Source organism: Enterococcus sp. DIV1767, from assembly GCF_050542585.1.
Taxonomy (GTDB): Bacteria; Bacillota; Bacilli; order Lactobacillales; family Enterococcaceae; genus Enterococcus_D; species Enterococcus_D innesii.
The window spans coordinates 1194505-1213650 of sequence record NZ_CP172936.1; the positions used below are offsets into that span (position 1 = coordinate 1194505).

Below are 19146 nucleotides of genomic sequence, written 5' to 3' on the forward strand. Positions count from 1 at the left end.
TGTTTGCTTAGCCAAAAATAAGTTGGAGGATCGCTGCACCTACATAAAGGATCAGCAAGGTGATCAATACCGTTAAGTGTCGTCTTTTGTGCATAAAAAGGATCGCTACGAATTCTCGTAAGAAGGCATTGGGTAAATAGTAAAAGGCGGTAGGTGCTCCGATACCATCTGCTTTAAGTTGTGCTTGATCTGCATAGAGACCGGCACGAAAAATATGGTAATTGTTGGAGGAAAAAATTACTTTGTAGCCATTTGGCTTTAAGGAATCCATGATTTCTTTCGAAAACTTCATGTTTTCATAAGTAGTCGTGGAATTTGTTTCTACTAAAATCTCTCCTTCGGGCACTCCTTGCGCAACTGCATATTCTTTCATCGCGACAGCTTCTGGCAGCTTTTCATCGCTTCCTTGGCCGCCTGACATCAGTAACCGAGGAGCCGTTTTTTTCGCTTTAAATTGCGCTTCGTAGAACGAGATTGCTTTATTGATACGCTTGGCCAATAAAGGGGAGACCGTGGTGCCATTCAAAAGACCTGCTCCTAAGACGATGATAAAATCTTGATTGTAACGAGGATGATTGAACTGATAAATGACTGAAATCGATAAAAAGTTCAAAAAGACCACAAATAGATACATCAGACTTAGGGGAACCACGCCAAATAAGGTTCGGATCCAATCCGGGAAAAAGTGCAAAAGGGGATCTGAAAATAATAAAACGGTCAAAACTACCGCTAAGATCAGGGTCAATAGATTGGCGATCGATCGCGATTCTCTTCGTAAAACAATAATGGAATTCCAGTAAAGAAAGACCACGAGGATGGCCAATCCGAATAATAATACAGCAAGGAAAATCGCTAGTAAAACAGCCAATAGACCACCTACAAGAATATCTTGTGTTCGGTATAGATTAATGACTAAGTAGCCACCAAATGCTAAGACAAACAAATTAAAGAGCAAGCCATTTACGAGTCGGTGCTTGTTGCGCCGATAAGAAAATAAAAAAAAGCCGGCGAAGGCGACTGGTATTAAAATAAAGAAACTGCCTGTCCGTAATTCTGAGACGGCTAAATAAATCAGCAGGGCTAAAATCGTCCAACAGCACTCAAAAAAGAAAATATCTGGCTCATCTTTTTTCTTGCGCCATTTTTGAACGACGATCACACCCGTCAAATAGCTGATAGCAAAAATCAGCAATTGCGTAAAATCCATGTTTTTCACTCCTTTAACGATACACCTAGTATACCGAAAAATGACAAAAATTGCTTGTTGCTAAGGTCAAAGTTGCTGAATTTCTTGCAATTCGCTAAAATGAAGAAAAGAAGGAGGAAGGAACATGCAATTAGGTGAAGTGATTCGCGTTGAACGGCCCGCTTTTTATGTGATCGGAAAAGAAGGCAAGGGATTAGCGGAAGAAGGAGCTTCTTGGGTACCAGCGCTATGGGAACTTGCAACAAAGGATTTTGAAGAGATCGAATTTCTAGTGAGCGATCAAAAGGCAGAAGAACTGGAATTTTGGGGCTTAATGAGTGATGGCACCAATTGGTTAGAGCCTTGGCAAGAAACCGGCCGTTATTTGGCAGGCGTTCAAGTCCATACAGAAAATTTTCCTCCCGTCGGTTGGGTCCGTTGGGAAATGCCCGCAATGACCTATCTCGTTGTCAAAACGGATGAAAAAAACTTGACCATGATGACTGAAAAAATGTTGATGGAAGTTTTACCAGAAAACAACGTCCACTTGTCAGCAGCGATCCAAGAAAGATATCTTCCTCATTTTAAAGAAGGGGAAGTTGAATTGTTTTTCCCTGTTGAGCCTTTGTCAGCAGCAACGGTGGAAACGGTAGAATAAAAAAATCTGTCCGTGAAGCAATCTTTGCTCAGGACAGATTTTTTCTATGGTTTGGATTAAAAAAGATTCTCGAAAAAGTTAGACACACCGCGCCAAGCACGAACAAAGATGTTGGCTTTTTCCACCGTTTGTGTTGTAACTAATCCTGCAGTTTCGTCATGATCAGAATCATCAATATAACCAAGCGTATCAGCTGGAATCGAAGCACTTACAGTACCGACTTCTGTGCCCTCAGTCAATGGCGCTTGCAAGGCAGAATCACGATAATGCTCATTAAAGTCAATGGTTGTTTCAAAGGCTGTTGCATCCATATCTCCACGTACCCATAAGGTCAAACCTTGATTTAAGGCAACGGGAACACTCAATTCTTTCCCATCTTTGACTGCCACCGTTTGTGTATCTTCTAACTGTGCATTTTCTGGTAGAATTTCTACTTGTTCCCAAGCGTCGAAGGAGTAGTCCATCAACCGACCTGTTTCGATAAAGCGTACGCTTGGATTTTCCGCATGACCATTGACGTTTAGCACGACGGTGATAATTCGTTGACCATCCTTGACGGCGGTTCCGACAAAGCATGCCCCTGCCATATCTGTCGTACCAGTCTTAAGACCATCAACACCATCTTTCGTATTCGTAAAACCTGGAAGCATCCAGTTCCAATTGACCATCTCGACAGGCGAATAGGAACCTTCACCAAATTGTTTGGTGGAAAGACTCGTTACTTCTAAAACGTCTGGAAAGTCTTGCAGCAAATGACGAGCAATCAGGGCGACATCTTTTGCGGATAGTTCGTTTTCGTCAGTGGAAGTTGACCCGGGATAAATATTGTCCCCTAAATAAGTATTGTTCAAGCCAGAAGCATTGACGATCTTTGCATCGGTAATGCCCCATGATTGCACTTTTTCTTGCATTTGATCAACAAAGGCACTTTCAGACCCAGCAATCAGTTCCGCGAGTGCGACGATTGCAGCATTTGCAGATTGGATATAACTGGCATCATACAAATCTTTTACTGTATAGGTGACGTCTTGATGCAAAGGGACATTCGATAAGTTTGGCGACACGCTGAGATTCGCGGCATAATCTGAAATAGGGACAGGATCATCCCAAGCGATGGTTCCTTGCTCTACTTGCTCAGCTACGAGGTAGAGACTGATGATCTTGGTAATGGAGGCGATGCCCATGGCAGTCTCACCATCTTGATCATACAACACTTTGCCTGTGTCAAAATCAATGGAGTAAGCGGCTTTTGCATCGACTGAAAAATCTTGGATCTCTTCGGCGCTCATAGCTGTATCATCAGCATACGAAACGAGGGGTAAGCCGGCAGCAGCAAAGAGGATTGCCAAAGCAGCAACGAAGGAATACCCGAACTTGGTTATTTTCTGCATATATGTAGTAGCTCCTTTAAAGTTGTATCTAAGCAAAAATTTTAACAAAGAGTATCCACCGTTGCAATACTCTAAGAGAAAACTTAGCATTTAATTGCGTAAGACCGATCCTTCAGTAGACAAACTGAGACGTTACGTGACTAAGGTTGTTTACTGTAAATACCAGCAAAAAAACTTGCCTTCCTATATTATATAGAAGGCAAGTTTTTTGAATTGACATAGGGTCAAACTATTTCCCTTAGCGACGATTGGAATGGATTCTTGGGTTTTGGTTTTGGGCTCTGACGGGAACTTTCACCGCCTTCGTTTCTTGTTGCATGGCCAATTTTGCTAAAAAGAATGTCCCAGCTAACAATGCAGCTAAAGCAAAGATGGAAAAGAGTGAAATAAAGGTCGTTAACATAAAAATCCCTTCTTTCTATTTAAAATAAATGTGGAAGGTAGGAATCGAACCTACACCTTAATCTATGAACGATCAAACATCACTCAACGGAACACCTTGTTCAACCACTTGTTAAGTTAATGATAGCATGGATTGCCAAGAAATGCTGATAAAAAGTCTGAGAATTGACCGAAGAAAATGTGAAGAAAACATGAACTTGGCTTTCTCAGCGATCTTAGATGATTTTTGTCAAAGAATAGTGGCAATCTTCTGCTTCATCATATAAAGTAATGACGGAGCCTTTTTGTTCAAGAACTAAATGATAGCCAAATGTGTCCAGTAAAACTAACCGCGTCGGAGTCAATTCAACGATGGAAGCAGTCAAAGGCTTGCCTTCGATGGTCAATGAATAGTCATTGGCTATTTCTAACGTGACATCTTCTTTTGTCTTGGAAGTAAAACGCCAATTACCAATGAAATTCTGGCGATTCTCATTTTTTTGTTTTTCTTTTCGCAGCAGCAAAGAGCTGACCACGCCCGTTGCAAGAGATAAACCAATCAAAATAGACCTTTTCTTCATTTATACACGTCCTATCATTTACGATTCATCAAGTTGCGCCTTGTGGACAGGTGTCCACTTTTTCGCACTAGAAAATAATTGCCATAAGTATACCATGAGAAGGTAAAAAAGCATGGTACTTTAGTTTGAAGTTTAGAAGTTTTTATCAAAATATGCTATGATTCAAAAGAGCAGGTGAGAAAATGAATTATCCGAATACCCTTTTAGCCACATTTCTCGTGCGAGACAACCGGTTCATTGCCCGATGTCTCGTTGACGATCAAGAAGTAATCGTCCATGTAAAAAATACCGGACGAGGAAAAGAGCTCTTGCACAAAGGTGCGCTTGTTACCCTGCAATATTGGGACAATCCGAAACGCAAAACCAATTACGACTTGATCTCAGTCAAGAAACAAGACCAATGGATCAATATTGATAGTCAAGTACCGAATCGATTAGGCTATGAAGGCCTCTTGGATGGCACAATCCAGTTGCCGAATATCAAAGGGAGAATCTCGCTTTTGCGAAGGGAAGTTGTCTATGGGACATCAAAATTCGATCTTTATTTTGAAACAGATGAACAAGAAAAAGGCTTTTTGGAAATCAAGGGAATGACCCTTGAAAACAAGCAAGTCGGTGCTTTTCCAGATGCACCAACCATTCGCGGCTTGAAACACGTCAATGAATTGATCCATGCCAAAGAAGCTGGCTATTATGCGGCGGTTTTGTTTATGATCCAATTTGAAGCGGTGCAAATCGCCACGATCCATCGACAGATGCAGCCGGATCTGGCCGCTAAAATCGCCGAAGCGCAAAGCAAGGGTGTCGAAGTGTTTGCCTATAATTGCCAAGTAAACCAAGGGATGATCACGGTCAAAGAACCGATCCCTTTTGATTTGAATGTCGTCTTTGACGACCCTAATCTATAGAAGAAAGAAGGAAAAAACATGATTCATTTAGGGATTATCGGCACAAATTGGATCACCGATCAATTTGTACAAGCAGCCCACGAAACAAAACGCTATCAATTGGTTGCTGTATACTCAAGAAAGTTAGCAACGGCACAACGCTTTGGAGAAAAATATGGGGACATCGAGTATGCGACCGATCTGGACACTTTTTTTGGCTTAGCTCATATGGACACGGTCTACATCGCGTCACCGAATAGTTTGCACTTTGAACAAGCCAAGCAAGGTATTTTAGCAGGAAAAAATGTCATTGTGGAGAAACCAGCCTTTTCAACGCCTGAGGAAATGGCGGAGATCATCGAATTGGCAAATCAGCAACAGGTATTATTCTTTGAAGCAGCTCGCAACATTCATGAAGCAAGTTTTTCGACCGTAGCCGAATTCTTACCCACACGGGGTGCCATTCTTGGGGCGAACTTTTCTTATATGAAATATTCGTCTCGTTATGACGCTGTATTAGCTGGGGAGGAACCAAATATCTTTTCTCCACATTTTTCTGGTGGTGCTTTGGCGGATTTGGGCGTCTATCCGATTTATGCCGCGGTTGCTTGGTTTGGCAAACCGCAAGATGTTCATTATTTTGCCCGTAAATTACCGACTGGTGTAGATGGTATCGGGACTGCAGTGTTGCGCTATGCTGACTTTGATGTCACGATCCAAACAGGCAAAATCGCTGATTCAGAGTTGCGTTCAGAAATCTATTTTGAGGACGGTACATTAGACCTAAATGCCGTCAATGCCATCGAAGAAGCCGCATTTTATGAGCGAAAAACAAAACAAACCCAGGCATTAGCAGTAAGTGCCTTAGAAAACCCGATGATTGAAGAAGCACAAGATTTTGCAGACATCATCGAAAACAAAAATGATCCCCAACAAGGACAACGCTATGAGGAATGGGTAGAACTTGCCCGCAGTGTCAATGAAACCGTTGCTCTCATGCGTAAACAAGCAGGCATCGTTTTTGATGCAGATAAAAAATAAGGAATGGAACATTTATGACAGTATTTGAATTGACACAACTGCCAGACATCTGGCAGGAAAAATGGCAAGCGGCAGGGTATCACGCACCGTCCTTGATTCAAGAAAAAACCTTTGGTCCTTTAAAAGATGGCGAGTCTGTCATTGGGGTCTCACCGACCGGTTCTGGTAAAACATTGGCATACCTTTTGCCACTGTTAACAAAGGTCGAAGCAAAGAAAGGCAATCAGCTGTTGATTTTGACTTCTTCACAAGAATTAGCGATGCAAGTCACAGAAGTAGCACGAGAATGGGCTCAAGCCATTGGACTGACCGTTCTGCCACTTATTGGCGGCGCGAGCACGAAACGACAAGTGGAAAAATTAAAAGACAAACCTGAGGTCTTGATCGGTACCCCAGGCCGTGTGTTAGAATTGATCAAAGCAAAAAAAATCAAGACCCAACAGTTGCAATCGTTGGTATTAGATGAGGTTGACCAATTATTGAAAGAAGGGGCCTTTACGCTAGCTGCCAAAATCAATCAAACATTGCCAAAACAAATCCAGCGTAGCTTCTTTTCAGCAACCGCTAATGAAGTAATTGATGAGATTCGACCATTGGTGACAAAAGAGCCACTGATCATTGATGTTACCCAAGAAGATCAGAGCAAAGGCGTGATCCATCACTACTATTTGAATTATCCGCAACGACGAATTGTGGATGCTTTAAGACGCTTTGCTCATTTACCAAACTTTCAAGCCTTGGTTTTCTTCAATGAATTAAGCGCAATGGGGAATGCGGAAGAAAAACTACTGTTTCATGGCTTACCGGTGGCATCATTAGCATCTGATCAAAACAAACTTGCCCGAAAAGGCGCACTGGAGAGCTTCCGTCAAGGAAAACTAGTAGAATTATTGACGACTGATGTCGCTTCTCGTGGCTTAGATGTCGTGGATCTGCCTTATGTCATCAATACGGAAGTCCCGTTAGAAAAAGAATCCTATCTGCACCGAGCTGGACGTGTCGGAAGAATGGGCAAAGAGGGAACCGTTGTCACGATCGTTCAAGACCATTCGGTAAAGGATTTGAAAAAAATCACGAATCAATTGTCCATAGAGCTTAAAGAAGTCTTTTTACACGGCGGTCAGTTACACACAGAAGCACCTGTTGTCGATAAAGAAAGCAAGAAAGAAATGAAAACAACAAGTGTGCAGAAAATTTCCAAGAAAACGCCTGAAAATTTACACACTCCTATCAAAAAGACCAAGAAAAAGACGAAAAAGCAAAAAGACAAAGGAAAAAGACGCCATTGAGCGTCTTTTTGTGTTACCATTAACGTTGTTTATTATTAGTGTGTAAAAAAATGAGGGGGCTATTGAATGAATTCGCGAAAAGAAGAGATTTTTCAAACGATTGAACTGCATAAGCAAGGGTTGACCGCAGTTGATGTCGCTAAAATCTTACAAATCGATCGCAGCAATGCAAGCCGTTATCTCAGTGAGCTTTATAAAGAAAAGAAAATCGGCAAACGTTCCGGCCGTCCGGTCGTTTATGAGCCATTAGAAGAAACGGTGCATGTGGATGTTTCCTCTGAAGTGAGTTTTGAAAGTCTTGTTGGGGTTCAAGCTTCTTTAAAAGTAAGTATCCAGCAAGCCAAAGCAGCAATTTTATATCCGCCTAGAGGACTTCATACCATCATTTTTGGAGAGACAGGTACGGGTAAATCATTATTTGCTGAATGTATGTATCACTTTGCGGTTGAATCAAATATGTTAGAAAAAGATGCTCCTTTCGTGTCCTTTAATTGTGCGGATTATGCACAAAATCCGCAATTATTGTTTGGACATATCTTTGGCATCAAAAAAGGCGCCTACACAGGTGCTGCAGAAGATAGTCCAGGACTGATGGCAAAAGCCGATGGCGGTATATTGTTTTTGGATGAGATCCATCGACTGCCGCCAGAAGGCCAAGAAATGCTCTTTACCTTCATTGATAAAGGGATCTACCGCCCATTAGGGGAAAGCAACCAAGTTCATGAAGCCGCTGTGCAGATCATCGGTGCTACCACGGAATCATCAGAAACCTTTTTGACGACCTTCAATCGGCGAATTCCCATGGCTATTACTTTGCCAAATGTGGAAAGTCGTTCCCTAGATGAACGATATGAAATCATTTCCTTGTTTATCAAGCAAGAGGCGACTCGTCTAAATCAGCGGATCGATGTCGAGCGAGATGCGATATTGGCCTTTATGCTCTATGATGCAGAAGGCAACATCGGTCAAATCAAGCGCGACCTGAAACTCGTCTGTGCGAAGGCATTCTTACATTATCGGACCTATGGAAAAAAACACCTGCTGATTCGAAAAGGCGATTGCTCCTTACAAGTTCAAAAAGGCTTGCTGAAGATCAAAGAAATGTCAGAACGCTTGGATCGGTTTTTAGATGGCAAAGGCGACTTTCTGAGTTTCGAACCCGGTGATCCAGATGTTGTCTGGTCTCGTGATCCGCAACGGAATATGCAAGTTTACAACGAGATCGAAGAAAAAGTCAGCTCACTGATTGAAACGGGCGTAGCCAATGTCGATTTAGAAAACTTGATCTCTAAGGATGTGGATGCCTACTTTGAAAAATATGTCGAAGAATTGATCCAAAACCCTGTTCATAAAGAATTGATTCCAGAAGACATTTGGAAACTGACAAATGTTCTTTATGACTTGGCAGGACAGAGGTTAGATCGAACTTATAGTGAAAAAGCCCGTTTTGCCTTTGCGTTGCATTTGCAAAGTACGCTGGAACGTGTTAAAGAGGGACATATGATCGTTCATCCGGATTTGAACACGGTTAGAAAAAACTTAAAATCCGAATTTCAAGTGGCAATGGATTTATCGACGATCATTGAAGAAGAACGTCATGTCGAGATTCCATTTGATGAAATTGGCTTTATCAGTATGTTTTTAGCGATTCAAGTCAAACAACCTTCGCCTTTGCCCCTTGAAAAAATCGAGATCATTGTCTTGATGCATGGCAAGGCGACTGCCAGCAGTATGTTGGAGACAGCCCAAGAACTTCTGGAAACCGATCACGGCAAGGCGATGAATATGTCTTTGGATATGGAAGTCGGGCAAATGTATGACCAGCTGTTGAATTATATCAATGAAAACAAAGAGAAGATGAGCAATGGCTTATTGCTTTTAACCGATATGGGCTCCCTCAATTCCTTTGCAAATTTGATTTCAGAAGAGACGGGGATTCGTACGAAAGCTATTTCGATGGTCAGTACGATGATTGTTTTAGAAGCCTTGCGGATGGCAGAGAGTGGGCGCAGTTTAGAAGACGTCTACCAAAACATTCAACGTTCTTTTGAAACCATCGTACAAGAACAGTTCCGTACGGTTCGTGAGGCAAAAGGAAATAAAAAGGCAGTCATCGTTACTTGCTTTACTGGGGAAGGTGTCGCTGCCAAACTTTATCAACGAATTTATCCCGTCGTTGATCAGTCAAAAGTCGAGATCATCCAAATGCAGTTTATTGAAAAAGAAACCTTCAAAAAACATATTGACGGCTTGCTAGAAGAATATGAGATCAAAGCCATTGCTGGCACCGTCGAGATCGATTATCAAAACATTCCGTTTTTCTCCGCCTATGATGTTTTTGATGACAATCGCTTGAATGTGCTAAAACGAATCGCTTCAGATGAAGTCCCGATTGAAAAGATCGTGCGTTCATTGGAAAATACGATAACTCATGTTGGGTCCGTCTATCATCTGATCGAGAGCCTGCAACGCATCGTTCATCAGATTCAAAATCAATTGCATGTGATTGTAGAACCAACCGTCGATGCAGGATTAGTTATTCATTTAGCCTTTTTGGTAGAAAGTTTATTGAAGAAGGAACCTTCCCGTACTTTCGCCAACCTGACTACTTTCCAAAAACGGTACCGAATCGAAATGGATGTTTTACGAACCCATTTATTACAAATTGAAAAAAATTACCAAATCAAATTTTCTGAAGATGAGATCGCCTATTTAACTCAAATGTTTTTAGAAAACAAAATCAAAAATTATGATGAATCCGCACACAATCTTAGTGTGTAACGAAAAAAACGTGAGTGTGTAAACAAGAAATTGGTTCAGACCATTGATAGATAAAGGTCTGAACTTATTTTTTTTTGGCACGCTTTTTGCTTTATAGTAAAGTGTAACTTACAACAGAAAGGAGCAGATACGCGATGGCGAAAAAAACGATTATGCTAGTTTGTTCAGCAGGAATGAGTACCAGTCTATTGGTGACAAAAATGCAAAAAGCAGCCGAAGCTAAAGGAATGGAAGCAGATATCTTTGCTGTTTCAGCTTCAGAAGCCGACCAACATTTGGAGTCAAAACCAGTCGATGTTCTATTGTTAGGACCACAAGTACGTTTCATGAAATCACAATTTGAACAAAAATTAGCACCAAAAGGCATTCCTTTGGACGTGATCAACATGGCAGACTATGGCATGATGAACGGCGAAAAAGTATTGCAACAAGCAGAAACATTAATGAACTAAGATTTTTTAGGATCGAAGTGTAAGGAGGATTTTTAAAGATGGATGAGCAAAATTTGGAAGCCATTATGGGATTGATCATGTATGGTGGTAATGCAAAAAGTGACGCAATGGAAGCAATCGCGGCAGCAAAAGAAGGGGACTTCGAATTAGCTGACCAAAAAATCAAAGATGCTGAAGCATCTCTTGTGGAAGCGCATCATTCGCAAACAGGATTGTTGACACAAGAAGCGCAAGGCAATCATATGACTGTGACATTGTTGACTGTGCATTCACAAGATCACCTAATGACGTCAATCGCATTTACCGATTTAGCGAAAGAAATCATTGATGTCTATCGACGTCTAAATAACGAATAATCTTTGAACGGATAGAAGTAGTTATTGTCGATGAATCAAAAAATCTTCTTTGACGAATAGAACTTATAGGAGGAATTAAGAATGGATGGATTAACAAGTTGGATGGAGAAGTACATTCTCCCTGTAGCTGCAAAAATTGGAGCCCAGAAGCACTTAGTTGCATTACGTGATGCCTTTATTGGAACAATGCCTGCTACTATGGCTGGTTCGATCGCAGTAATGATCAACGCGATCATTCGTGACTTACCACCGCAATTTTGGCCGAGTTATGATGCCAGTACCATTCCAGTTATTCGTGAAATTATTAGTATCAATGGCTTCGTATGGAATGGTACATTGGCTGTTGCTGGTTTAGTATTTGCCTTTTCTTGGGGATATAATCTGGCTCGTGCTTATCGAGTGAATGATCTCGCAGGTGGGATCGTTGGAGTAGCGACACTGATTCAAGGAATTGCTTTTTCATACAGCACTTCTGTGGCGACAGCTGTTCCAACAGCTTTGATGGATGAAATCAATGCTGAGTCAGCAACTTCCGGATGGTCTGCAACAGCAGATGCAATTACAGCAGGTGGATGGGGTTGGTTGAAACTTGATCATCTAAACGGAAACGCTTATTTTACCGTAATGATCATGGGGGCTATTTCAGTTATTATTTTCTGTAAATTGATGTTAGCTGATATCACTATCAAAATGCCTGATTCAGTGCCGCCAGCAGTATCGAAAGCGTTCGCTGCGATTTTGCCGGCAACAATTGCCTTATATGTCATTGCTATTATTAACTTTATTGTCGGTAAACTGACTGATGGACAATTAATTATTGATCTTGTCCAAAAATATATTGCAGAACCATTCCTAGGCTTGTCTCAAGGGCTTGGTGCAGTACTGATCGTAACTGTTTTTGTTCAAATTTTCTGGTTCTTCGGAATCCATGGTCCAAACGTACTAGCTCCAGTTTTAGAAGGTATTTGGGGACAAGCGCAGTTGATCAATATCGATATTTTCCAAAAAGGATATGAAGGACAAACCGGTACAAACGCGGTTCTTGCTGCAATCGAAGATGGCAAGGCATATATGTGGGTACGCGGATCCTTTGACTCATTTGCTTGGTTTGGTGGTTCAGGCGGTACAATTGTATTGCTGATTGCTATTTTGATCCTATCAAAACGTGCGGATTATCTAACTGTTGCAAAATTGTCAATCGGACCTGGTGTGTTTAATATCAATGAGCCGGTAATGTTCGGTCTGCCAATCGTATTGAATGCGATCATGTTTATTCCGTTCATTATTGCTCCGCTAGTAGCCACTTCAATCGGTTGGTTAGCAACGTACTTTGGTTTAGTAGCACCTGTTTCACAACAAGTAACGTGGGTCGTTCCACCAATGTTGCTATCATTCTTGGCAACAGGAGCTGACTGGCGTGCCCCAATCGTAACGTTGGTATGTATGGTCGTTACATTCTTCATTTGGGCGCCATTCGTTATTTCAGCAAATAAAATTGATCCAAAACTAGGCGAATAGACCTGTAGATTGTGAGGAACTGCTATGGCTTCGCTTGAAGTAAAGCAGTTCCTCCTTTTATTATTGATTATTTAGGAGGAAAAGAATATGATTTCAATAGCAAGTGCAATGCAGCAAGATGCCATCAAAGAATTACTTGAAGGATATAACGAAGATGGAATGTCTTTTACATTCAAAGAAAAACAAGGAATTAAACTTATTTTTACTACGACAGCTTCCGATTCAGAAGCGGCGGCAAAAAAAGCAAAAGAATTGATCAAAGCACAGCCTTGGGGTTCTGTTTTATACTTTCAAGCAGTTAGTGTTTGAGTAGGTTCTCTGTGGATCAACGAATAGATAGGATGATTGAAAATGATAAAAAACGGCTTGTTTATATGTAGTATAGGTCTACTCGTAGTCCTATACAGTATGAATCCAAGTAATCAGCAGTTAGATATATTCAGTTTTACAACAGGTATTTTCTTGCTTATTTCTGGCAGTCTTCTGTTCATGAAAGGAAAGAAGAAAGCCGAAGAGTCAGATAGGAGGAAGTCTTAATGAGAATTGAAAAAGATTTATCGATTCCAGCAAATGTCTTTTACGATCAAATTATGGATTCTGTTATCTTTGACATACGAAAAGCAACTGGAAAAACACTTTCTAGAAAGCAACTGGCAGGATTTCAATATGTAAAGGAATTTTCTACTACGAGTCGTGCGAAGATCGAAATCGAAGAAATCATTGAAAATCAAGTTTATCAATTCAAAACAGAAACGACAAAAAATGAATTTGTCGCTCGCTATGAAGTAACGTCACTTGATGGAAAGAGTAGCAAAGTCATTTATACGGAAACCATGAAATCACATGGGTTCATGCAGCAATTAAATGACATGCTCTTAGGCACGATTCTAGGATATTTCAAACGCAAGCAGTTTAAAAAAATGTTGAGTATGATGGAAGAAGCATATTAAGGGGTCGACTGACGCCTTTTTTGCGTTTCTTGCGTGTTTTTAAGTAGAGGAGATGAAGGAATGACAGATGTCAAAAAAATGACCGAATTCGGTTCGCAAGAAGTACTGGACTTGGTTTCTTATGCCTTTCAGTGGGAATTGAATGAAACAAATATCAAGCGCTATCGCAAGCTTGCGGAAAATTCTTGGAATTATGGTTCCTACGATGGGGATGGAAAATTAGCGAGCCAAATTATGGCAACGATTTTTGATGTGAATTTTCATGGAACGACCTATCCAATGGCAGGGATCGGTTTTGTGGCTTCGTATCCAGAGTATCGCAGCCAAGGTCGGATCGATCGGATCATGAAACAAATCGTTAAAGATTGCTATGAACAAAAAATCGTTCTTTCCTATCTGGCACCTTTCTCCTTTGCGTTTTATCGCAGATATGGGTATGAGTACACTTTTGAACGGACGGTTTATGAAGTCGATGCGCATCAATGGCCCGATGGCAAGAAAGTGAATGGAACGATTCAACGCATGGATTGGGAGGAAGCACAGCCGATCATTCACGAGATTTATCATCAATTGCCACGCCATCAAAAGGGCGGACTGATTCGCCAACCCTGGTGGGAAGAAATCAAGTTTGTTTTGCGCCGACCGTATACATTTGCGATTTATCGCAATGAAGCTGGGGTCCCTGAAGGTTACTTGATTTACTTTATCGATGGGGGACGTTTCGATATTCAAGAGTGGGGCTATTTGACCGCTGACGCGTATCAAGGATTTAATCGGTTTATTGTCTCTCATGCAGATTCAGTAGCACAGATTAACTATCGACCAGGGTTTGATGGGGAAGTCCTACAAGCAAACGCGGCCAAACCATTGGCTAACTACCAAGTGCGCCCGGACATGATGGCGCGCGTCATCGATGTGGAAGGGTTTCTAAAAAGTTATCCTTTCACATTGAAAAAAGCCGGCGGTTTTGCCATAGAAATTCAAGGGGATGAATATGCCCCATGGAATAATGGCTGTTATGAAGTGACAATCGAAAACGCTCAGCATCAGGTCACGAAAACGACGGCTACCAAGCTGCCAAAAGCAACCTTGTCGATTCAGCGTTTTGTGCAGCTGTTCATGCAGGCACAATCCCTCGATTCTCTGGTCTTTTTCCAGCAAATGGAAACGGAGAAGGAAGCTGCAGTGATGATTCAGGAAAACTTACCAGACGGAAAGCCGATTCTGGAAGATTATTTCTAAGCCAATCGACACAGACGCATTTACTTTCCAACAAAAAAAGATTCCTTAAAAATAAGGAATCTTTTTCTTCAAAAAACGTTCCCTGCCGGAATCGAACCAGCAACTAATCCTTAGGAGGGACTTGTTATATCCATTTAACTAAGGGAACACAATAGCTATATTTTACCTGTTATTCGTGTTTCTCGCAAGATGAGAAGGAAAAGAAAGGAAGAAAAACATGGTCAAACGATTGATAAGTGCAAACTATAGTGAAATCAAAGAAATGTCGGCGCAAGAATTAAAGCAATCCATTAAAGCGAGCGAAGGACGAGTGATCGTCTGTGAAACGGTGGTTCAAACCATGCCGCAAGCTGGCGATATCACCAACGCAGAAGTCGTGGCAGCTTTTGGGGCTGACTTGATTTTGTTGAATGGCTTTGATTGTTATCGTCCAGCTATTTTTGGGATGCCTGGTATCACATTGGAGCAGCTGCTTGATCCTACACAACCGATTGAAAACCCGATTCCTCAACTAAAACAACTGATTGGACGACCTGTCGGCATCAATCTTGAGCCGATCCCAGCTACGACGGAGATGATGAGTGAAAAGATCAGCATCAGTCAAGGCCGAACAAGTTCGGTTGACACCATCAAAAAAGCCCAAGAACTCGGGGTGGACTTTCTCTGCTTTACAGGCAATCCTGGAACAGGTGTGACCAACCGAGAAATCGCTAAAGCAGTAAAAATGGCAAAAAAACATTTCTCTGGGTTGATCATCGCTGGAAAAATGCACAGTGCCGGCTCAGATGAACCTGTGGTTGATCGAGAAGCCATCATTTCTTACGCTGAAGCTGGGGCAGATATTTTGTTACTGCCTTCCGTTGGCTCGATTCAAGGCTTTCTAGAAAAGGATCTGATTGAAGCTGTTCAAATTGCCAAACAATATGACTTATTGACGATGTCAGCGATCGGAACGAGTCAAGAGAGTGCGCGTCCGGAAACGTTGCGACAATTAGCCATTATCAACAAAACTTGTGGGGTCGACCTGCAGCATATCGGTGATGCCGGTTATGGCGGCATGGCACCGACTGAAAATATTTTTGAAACATCGGTTGCAATTAGAGGTATGCGCCATACGATCAATCGTGTCGGGCGTTCAATCAACCGTTAAATCAGAAAAAATTACTAGCGAAGGAAAACGGAGAATCGTTCTGCTTCGCTTTTTGCGTTTTTTTCGCTAAGTTAGAAAGAAAGGAGGGAACACAAAATGAAACAAGCATTGATCATTTACGGAGGTTGGGAAGGACACGCCCCAAAAGAGACCAGTCAGTTTTACCAAACGTTGCTGGAGTCAGAAGGATATCAGGTGACACTCGCCTCAGATTTTGAACCTCTCTATCATAAAGAAGAATTAAAAAGGCTGGATCTGTTGATCATGAATTGGACGCGAGGAGAATTGCCTGATGAGCCGCTGCAAAATGTCACTCAGGCTGTAGCAGAAGGATTGGGATTAGCAGGGGTTCATGGCGGTTTTGCCTCGGCTTTTCAAGCCAGTAAAGGCTGGTTGTTTATGACTGGTGGCTGTTTTTTGGCACATCCTGGCGGCTTGAAAACGACCTATAGCATCGATCTTACGACAGATCACTATATTACGGCAAATACGCAATCGATCCCTCAGTTGACGACGGAGCAATACTATTGCCTGGTTGATCCAGCCGTCACTGTGTTAGCTACCTCAACATTTGCCGCTAAAGATCATCCGAATGCAGCTAACCAAGAAGTCATACTGCCAATGATGTGGATCAAAAAGTGGGGCAAGGGCAGAGTCTTTTTCCAATCCGTTGGACACAGTCTAAAAGAGCTGAAAGAGCCGACCATTCAGACTTGGACCAAACGAGGCTTTCTATGGGCCACCAGAAATACATTGACAGATCCGCTGAAAAATAGCCAGTATAGTGAGTAATCAGAAAAACGAATGAGGAAATAAACGCATGCAATCGTTTTACTTTATGGAAGAAAATAAGCATGGTACACTTTATTTGTATTTGATTAAGCAGGAGGTAATGTGGAATGGGAAAATTTGGAAAAAATTTTTTATCGCAGGTAATATCTGACAGAATCAAAGGACCATTTGTCACGATCATGCTCAATACGCATGTCGGCCACCAGAATGTCGAAAAGGATCAAATCAAATTTAAGAACTTAGCCAAAGATGCGAAGCGCCGCTTTGAAAAAAAATACCCAGATCATTCTTGGGATCTTTTTCAAACGAAAATTGATGAACTGCTTGCAGATCAATCATTTTGGCGCAACAGTACAACAAGTGTGGCGGTGATTATCACCCCAGAAGAGGTACTGGTCCATCGGTTAAGTATTCGTGTGGATGATCAATATTACGTAGGGGAAACTCCTTATGTATTAGCTGTCATCAAAAACGCACAATTTAATTACCCATTTTATCTCTTAGCGTTGAATCGCGATTCAATGCAAGTCTATCAAGTTGAAAACAATCAAGTGCGTGAAGTCGAGTTGCCAGAAGAGGCACCGACAACGATCGAAAAAGCGCTGGGGGAAGAAATCACTGGCGGCGGCAACTTTAATTACAGTGCCCAAGGTGGCCCTAACTCAGGAGGAGAAGGCGTCGCTTATCATGGCTTTAGTGCCAAAGACGAAGAGGTCGAGATCGATCACGTCAACTACTACCAAGCAGTTGATGCATTTTTCAAAAATGATTTTTCAAACGAAGAGCATTTACCAATGTATCTTTTTGCGTTGCCAGAAAATCAAACGCTGTTTAAAAAAGTGGCAAAAACCAACTTTTTCAAAGCAGATCCAAGTATTTCTTCTTCACCAGCGTCGTTATCTTTGAAAGAGATCCAAACGTGTACGCAAAAGCTGATTGCGGAGTTGACACAAAAAGAAGTTGAGGAATACGGCAAGCTGTTGGATCGAAAATTTATTGACCAATTGGTTGATATCGTGCCTGCAGCCAAAGAAGGCCGGATCGCCAATTTGTTTGTGGCTACCTCAAATCTCGCCGATGGTTTTGGAGAAGATCCTGATACAGAGTATGATCGTCGCCAAGTGTTAAATACGCTGGCAATCGATGTTTTAGAAAACGGCGGTGAGGTATCTATCTTGGAACAAAAAGATGCCCCTGGAGAAAAAAGTTTGACGGCGATTTTGCGTTACTAAACACAGTTGCGTCGTTCATAAATAAATCGTTTCCATAAAAGAGAAGGCTGTTGCAGATCTTTAATGCAGCAGTCTTTTTGCGAATCATAAAAAATTTAAGGCGTTTTCATTTTTTTTGATTTTCTATTAGTCATAATGAAGATAATGTGCTATAATACAAAGTGTAGTTTTTGTTACGGTAAATTATGGTAGCTTGTTTCATCTTAAACATCTTCCACATTTTCACCTTATACAAGTAATTGCAAAATATGTGTATAAACACAAGGAGGATTTTTATTATGGAAACAGGTACAGTGAAATGGTTTAACTCAGACAAAGGTTTTGGATTCATCACTGCAGAAAACGGTAACGATGTATTCGTTCATTTCTCAGCTATCCAAGGCGAAGGCTTCAAAACTTTAGAAGAAGGTCAAGCAGTGACTTTCGATATCGAAGACGGACAACGTGGCCCTCAAGCGACTAACGTTAACAAAGCATAATTAGTGAATGCCTTTTAAGAGCAGCTTAGCTGCTCTTTTTTTGTGCGCGAGATATTTGCTTGCAGACAAAGGAGTTGTTATACTCTTAAAAAAAGGAGGCACATTTATGGGATTGAATGAATTTATTCTCGGATTGGCTAATTTGGAAAAGATCCAACGAGCGCCGGGTTTTTTTAAGTTTACTGAGCACAGTGTAGCTGCTCATTCATTTCGAGTAACGATGATTGCCCAGACCTTAGCCGATATCGAAGAACAAGCGGGAAATCAAGTCGATTGGCAAATTCTTTATGAAAAAGCCTTGAACCATGATTACACGGAACGTTTCATCGGCGACATCAAAACGCCAGTCAAATATGCAAACAAAGAATTGCGGGCGATGTTATCAACCGTTGAAGAAAAAATGACCGATGCCTTCATCGAAGAAGAAATCCCCCAAAGCTTTCAAGCGACGTATCGCAGACGCTTGGCGGATGGCAAAGACAACAGCCTTGAAGGACAGCTTTTGGCAATTGCGGATAAGATCGATCTTTTGTATGAATCTTTTGAAGAGATCTCAAAAAGCAACCCCGACAAAGTGTTCAAAGAAATGTTTCGTGAAGCGGTTTTGACGGTCAAAGCGTTTCTGCATCGTCCGTGTGTCACTTATTTCTTTGAAGCCATTTTTCCAGAGTTACTAAATGCAGATTTTTATGGCAAGACTGCCTTTCTAGAAGAAATCGCGGCTTTGGTGGAAAAATAACCAAAACGAAAAAACGAAAAATCAAGAAATGATCCATCTCA

Annotated in this window: 21 protein-coding genes and 1 tRNA gene; 17 read left to right on the forward strand and 5 right to left on the reverse strand. The window is 41.5% G+C overall.

Annotated features, from left to right (window positions below; all coding sequences use genetic code 11):
• Positions 1–7: 7 nt before the first annotated feature.
• Positions 8–1207: a YdcF family protein gene (locus IGI78_RS05800; RefSeq protein ID WP_195265706.1), complete on the reverse strand. Its 1200-nt coding sequence runs from the start codon at positions 1205–1207 to the stop codon at positions 8–10.
• 124 nt (positions 1208–1331) lie between these two features.
• Here IGI78_RS05800 and IGI78_RS05805 point away from each other — a divergent pair, with 124 nt between their 5' ends.
• Positions 1332–1844 carry a GyrI-like domain-containing protein gene (locus tag IGI78_RS05805; RefSeq protein ID WP_195265708.1) on the forward strand — a complete coding sequence of 171 codons (513 nt, stop codon included), beginning with the start codon at positions 1332–1334 and terminating at the stop codon, positions 1842–1844.
• A 56-nt stretch (positions 1845–1900) separates the two neighbouring features.
• Here IGI78_RS05805 and IGI78_RS05810 read toward each other — a convergent pair whose 3' ends face one another.
• The 3 genes from IGI78_RS05810 to IGI78_RS05820 form a co-directional block, all read right to left on the reverse strand.
• On the reverse strand, positions 1901–3235 hold the full coding sequence (locus IGI78_RS05810) for a serine hydrolase (protein WP_081118758.1): 1335 nt from the start codon (positions 3233–3235) through the stop codon (positions 1901–1903).
• Between the two features lie 238 nt (positions 3236–3473).
• Positions 3474–3638: a hypothetical protein gene (locus IGI78_RS05815; RefSeq protein ID WP_170920150.1), complete on the reverse strand. Its 165-nt coding sequence runs from the start codon at positions 3636–3638 to the stop codon at positions 3474–3476.
• A 214-nt stretch (positions 3639–3852) separates the two neighbouring features.
• A complete protein-coding gene (locus IGI78_RS05820; RefSeq protein ID WP_077452604.1) occupies positions 3853–4197 on the reverse strand; it encodes a DUF4828 domain-containing protein in 345 nt (114 codons plus the stop codon).
• A 182-nt stretch (positions 4198–4379) separates the two neighbouring features.
• Between IGI78_RS05820 and sfsA the strand changes: the two genes are divergently transcribed.
• The 11 genes from sfsA (at position 4380) to IGI78_RS05875 (ending at position 14713) form a co-directional block, all read left to right on the forward strand.
• Positions 4380–5105: a DNA/RNA nuclease SfsA gene (sfsA, locus tag IGI78_RS05825; protein WP_140965405.1), complete on the forward strand. Its 726-nt coding sequence runs from the start codon at positions 4380–4382 to the stop codon at positions 5103–5105.
• Positions 5106–5123: 18 nt separating this feature from the next.
• A complete protein-coding gene (locus IGI78_RS05830; protein ID WP_081118755.1) occupies positions 5124–6125 on the forward strand; it encodes a Gfo/Idh/MocA family protein in 1002 nt (333 codons plus the stop codon).
• Positions 6126–6139: 14 nt separating this feature from the next.
• On the forward strand, positions 6140–7414 hold the full coding sequence (locus IGI78_RS05835; protein ID WP_195265710.1) for a DEAD/DEAH box helicase: 1275 nt from the start codon (positions 6140–6142) through the stop codon (positions 7412–7414).
• 66 nt (positions 7415–7480) lie between these two features.
• Positions 7481–10195 (forward strand): sigma 54-interacting transcriptional regulator, encoded by a 2715-nt coding sequence (locus IGI78_RS05840; RefSeq protein ID WP_077452600.1) that lies wholly within the window; start codon positions 7481–7483, stop codon positions 10193–10195.
• Between the two features lie 134 nt (positions 10196–10329).
• Positions 10330–10647, forward strand: coding sequence for a PTS sugar transporter subunit IIB (locus IGI78_RS05845; RefSeq protein WP_005229471.1), 318 nt, complete (start codon positions 10330–10332; stop codon positions 10645–10647).
• 38 nt (positions 10648–10685) lie between these two features.
• On the forward strand, positions 10686–11003 hold the full coding sequence (locus tag IGI78_RS05850; protein ID WP_005229473.1) for a PTS lactose/cellobiose transporter subunit IIA: 318 nt from the start codon (positions 10686–10688) through the stop codon (positions 11001–11003).
• A 102-nt stretch (positions 11004–11105) separates the two neighbouring features.
• Entirely contained in the window at positions 11106–12521 is a 1416-nt protein-coding gene (locus tag IGI78_RS05855) for a PTS sugar transporter subunit IIC (RefSeq protein WP_369907712.1), read from the forward strand.
• A gap of 87 nt (positions 12522–12608) precedes the next feature.
• Positions 12609–12830 carry a hypothetical protein gene (locus tag IGI78_RS05860; RefSeq protein WP_081118753.1) on the forward strand — a complete coding sequence of 74 codons (222 nt, stop codon included), beginning with the start codon at positions 12609–12611 and terminating at the stop codon, positions 12828–12830.
• 42 nt (positions 12831–12872) lie between these two features.
• Positions 12873–13058 (forward strand): DUF3188 domain-containing protein, encoded by a 186-nt coding sequence (locus IGI78_RS05865; RefSeq protein ID WP_010749336.1) that lies wholly within the window; start codon positions 12873–12875, stop codon positions 13056–13058.
• Positions 13058–13471 carry a DUF3284 domain-containing protein gene (locus tag IGI78_RS05870; RefSeq protein ID WP_195265714.1) on the forward strand — a complete coding sequence of 138 codons (414 nt, stop codon included), beginning with the start codon at positions 13058–13060 and terminating at the stop codon, positions 13469–13471. The genes IGI78_RS05865 and IGI78_RS05870 overlap by 1 nt, the downstream gene beginning before the upstream one ends.
• 60 nt (positions 13472–13531) lie before the next feature.
• A complete protein-coding gene (locus IGI78_RS05875; RefSeq protein WP_195265716.1) occupies positions 13532–14713 on the forward strand; it encodes a GNAT family N-acetyltransferase in 1182 nt (393 codons plus the stop codon).
• Between the two features lie 76 nt (positions 14714–14789).
• Here the strand turns inward: IGI78_RS05875 and IGI78_RS05880 are convergent.
• Positions 14790–14861, reverse strand: a tRNA-Arg gene (locus IGI78_RS05880).
• Between the two features lie 69 nt (positions 14862–14930).
• Here IGI78_RS05880 and IGI78_RS05885 point away from each other — a divergent pair.
• From IGI78_RS05885 to IGI78_RS05905, 5 genes are all read left to right on the forward strand, one after another.
• Complete coding sequence (locus IGI78_RS05885) at positions 14931–15863, forward strand: haloacid dehalogenase-like hydrolase (RefSeq protein WP_140965411.1); 933 nt, start codon at positions 14931–14933, stop codon at positions 15861–15863.
• A gap of 96 nt (positions 15864–15959) precedes the next feature.
• Positions 15960–16655: a ThuA domain-containing protein gene (locus IGI78_RS05890; protein WP_140965412.1), complete on the forward strand. Its 696-nt coding sequence runs from the start codon at positions 15960–15962 to the stop codon at positions 16653–16655.
• A gap of 107 nt (positions 16656–16762) precedes the next feature.
• A complete protein-coding gene (locus tag IGI78_RS05895) occupies positions 16763–17887 on the forward strand; it encodes a hypothetical protein (protein WP_140965413.1) in 1125 nt (374 codons plus the stop codon).
• Positions 17888–18165: 278 nt separating this feature from the next.
• Positions 18166–18366 (forward strand): cold-shock protein, encoded by a 201-nt coding sequence (locus IGI78_RS05900; protein ID WP_003126918.1) that lies wholly within the window; start codon positions 18166–18168, stop codon positions 18364–18366.
• A 106-nt stretch (positions 18367–18472) separates the two neighbouring features.
• Positions 18473–19105, forward strand: a complete 633-nt coding sequence (locus tag IGI78_RS05905) for an HD domain-containing protein (protein WP_140965414.1) — start codon at positions 18473–18475, stop codon at positions 19103–19105.
• Positions 19106–19146 lie beyond the last annotated feature (41 nt).

Excerpts from the sequence above, each read along its gene's own strand:
- IGI78_RS05800 (WP_195265706.1), bottom strand. The coding sequence starts at position 1,207 with ATGGATTTTACGCAATTGCTGATTTTTGCTATCAGCTATTTGACGGGT.
- IGI78_RS05805 (WP_195265708.1), top strand. The coding sequence starts at position 1,332 with ATGCAATTAGGTGAAGTGATTCGCGTTGAACGGCCCGCTTTTTATGTG.
- IGI78_RS05810 (WP_081118758.1), bottom strand. The coding sequence starts at position 3,235 with ATGCAGAAAATAACCAAGTTCGGGTATTCCTTCGTTGCTGCTTTGGCA.
- IGI78_RS05815 (WP_170920150.1), bottom strand. The coding sequence starts at position 3,638 with ATGTTAACGACCTTTATTTCACTCTTTTCCATCTTTGCTTTAGCTGCA.
- IGI78_RS05820 (WP_077452604.1), bottom strand. The coding sequence starts at position 4,197 with ATGAAGAAAAGGTCTATTTTGATTGGTTTATCTCTTGCAACGGGCGTG.
- sfsA (WP_140965405.1), top strand. The coding sequence starts at position 4,380 with ATGAATTATCCGAATACCCTTTTAGCCACATTTCTCGTGCGAGACAAC.
- IGI78_RS05830 (WP_081118755.1), top strand. The coding sequence starts at position 5,124 with ATGATTCATTTAGGGATTATCGGCACAAATTGGATCACCGATCAATTT.
- IGI78_RS05835 (WP_195265710.1), top strand. The coding sequence starts at position 6,140 with ATGACAGTATTTGAATTGACACAACTGCCAGACATCTGGCAGGAAAAA.
- IGI78_RS05840 (WP_077452600.1), top strand. The coding sequence starts at position 7,481 with ATGAATTCGCGAAAAGAAGAGATTTTTCAAACGATTGAACTGCATAAG.
- IGI78_RS05845 (WP_005229471.1), top strand. The coding sequence starts at position 10,330 with ATGGCGAAAAAAACGATTATGCTAGTTTGTTCAGCAGGAATGAGTACC.
- IGI78_RS05850 (WP_005229473.1), top strand. The coding sequence starts at position 10,686 with ATGGATGAGCAAAATTTGGAAGCCATTATGGGATTGATCATGTATGGT.
- IGI78_RS05855 (WP_369907712.1), top strand. The coding sequence starts at position 11,106 with ATGGAGAAGTACATTCTCCCTGTAGCTGCAAAAATTGGAGCCCAGAAG.
- IGI78_RS05860 (WP_081118753.1), top strand. The coding sequence starts at position 12,609 with ATGATTTCAATAGCAAGTGCAATGCAGCAAGATGCCATCAAAGAATTA.
- IGI78_RS05865 (WP_010749336.1), top strand. The coding sequence starts at position 12,873 with ATGATAAAAAACGGCTTGTTTATATGTAGTATAGGTCTACTCGTAGTC.
- IGI78_RS05870 (WP_195265714.1), top strand. The coding sequence starts at position 13,058 with ATGAGAATTGAAAAAGATTTATCGATTCCAGCAAATGTCTTTTACGAT.
- IGI78_RS05875 (WP_195265716.1), top strand. The coding sequence starts at position 13,532 with ATGACAGATGTCAAAAAAATGACCGAATTCGGTTCGCAAGAAGTACTG.
- IGI78_RS05885 (WP_140965411.1), top strand. The coding sequence starts at position 14,931 with ATGGTCAAACGATTGATAAGTGCAAACTATAGTGAAATCAAAGAAATG.
- IGI78_RS05890 (WP_140965412.1), top strand. The coding sequence starts at position 15,960 with ATGAAACAAGCATTGATCATTTACGGAGGTTGGGAAGGACACGCCCCA.
- IGI78_RS05895 (WP_140965413.1), top strand. The coding sequence starts at position 16,763 with ATGGGAAAATTTGGAAAAAATTTTTTATCGCAGGTAATATCTGACAGA.
- IGI78_RS05900 (WP_003126918.1), top strand. The coding sequence starts at position 18,166 with ATGGAAACAGGTACAGTGAAATGGTTTAACTCAGACAAAGGTTTTGGA.
- IGI78_RS05905 (WP_140965414.1), top strand. The coding sequence starts at position 18,473 with ATGGGATTGAATGAATTTATTCTCGGATTGGCTAATTTGGAAAAGATC.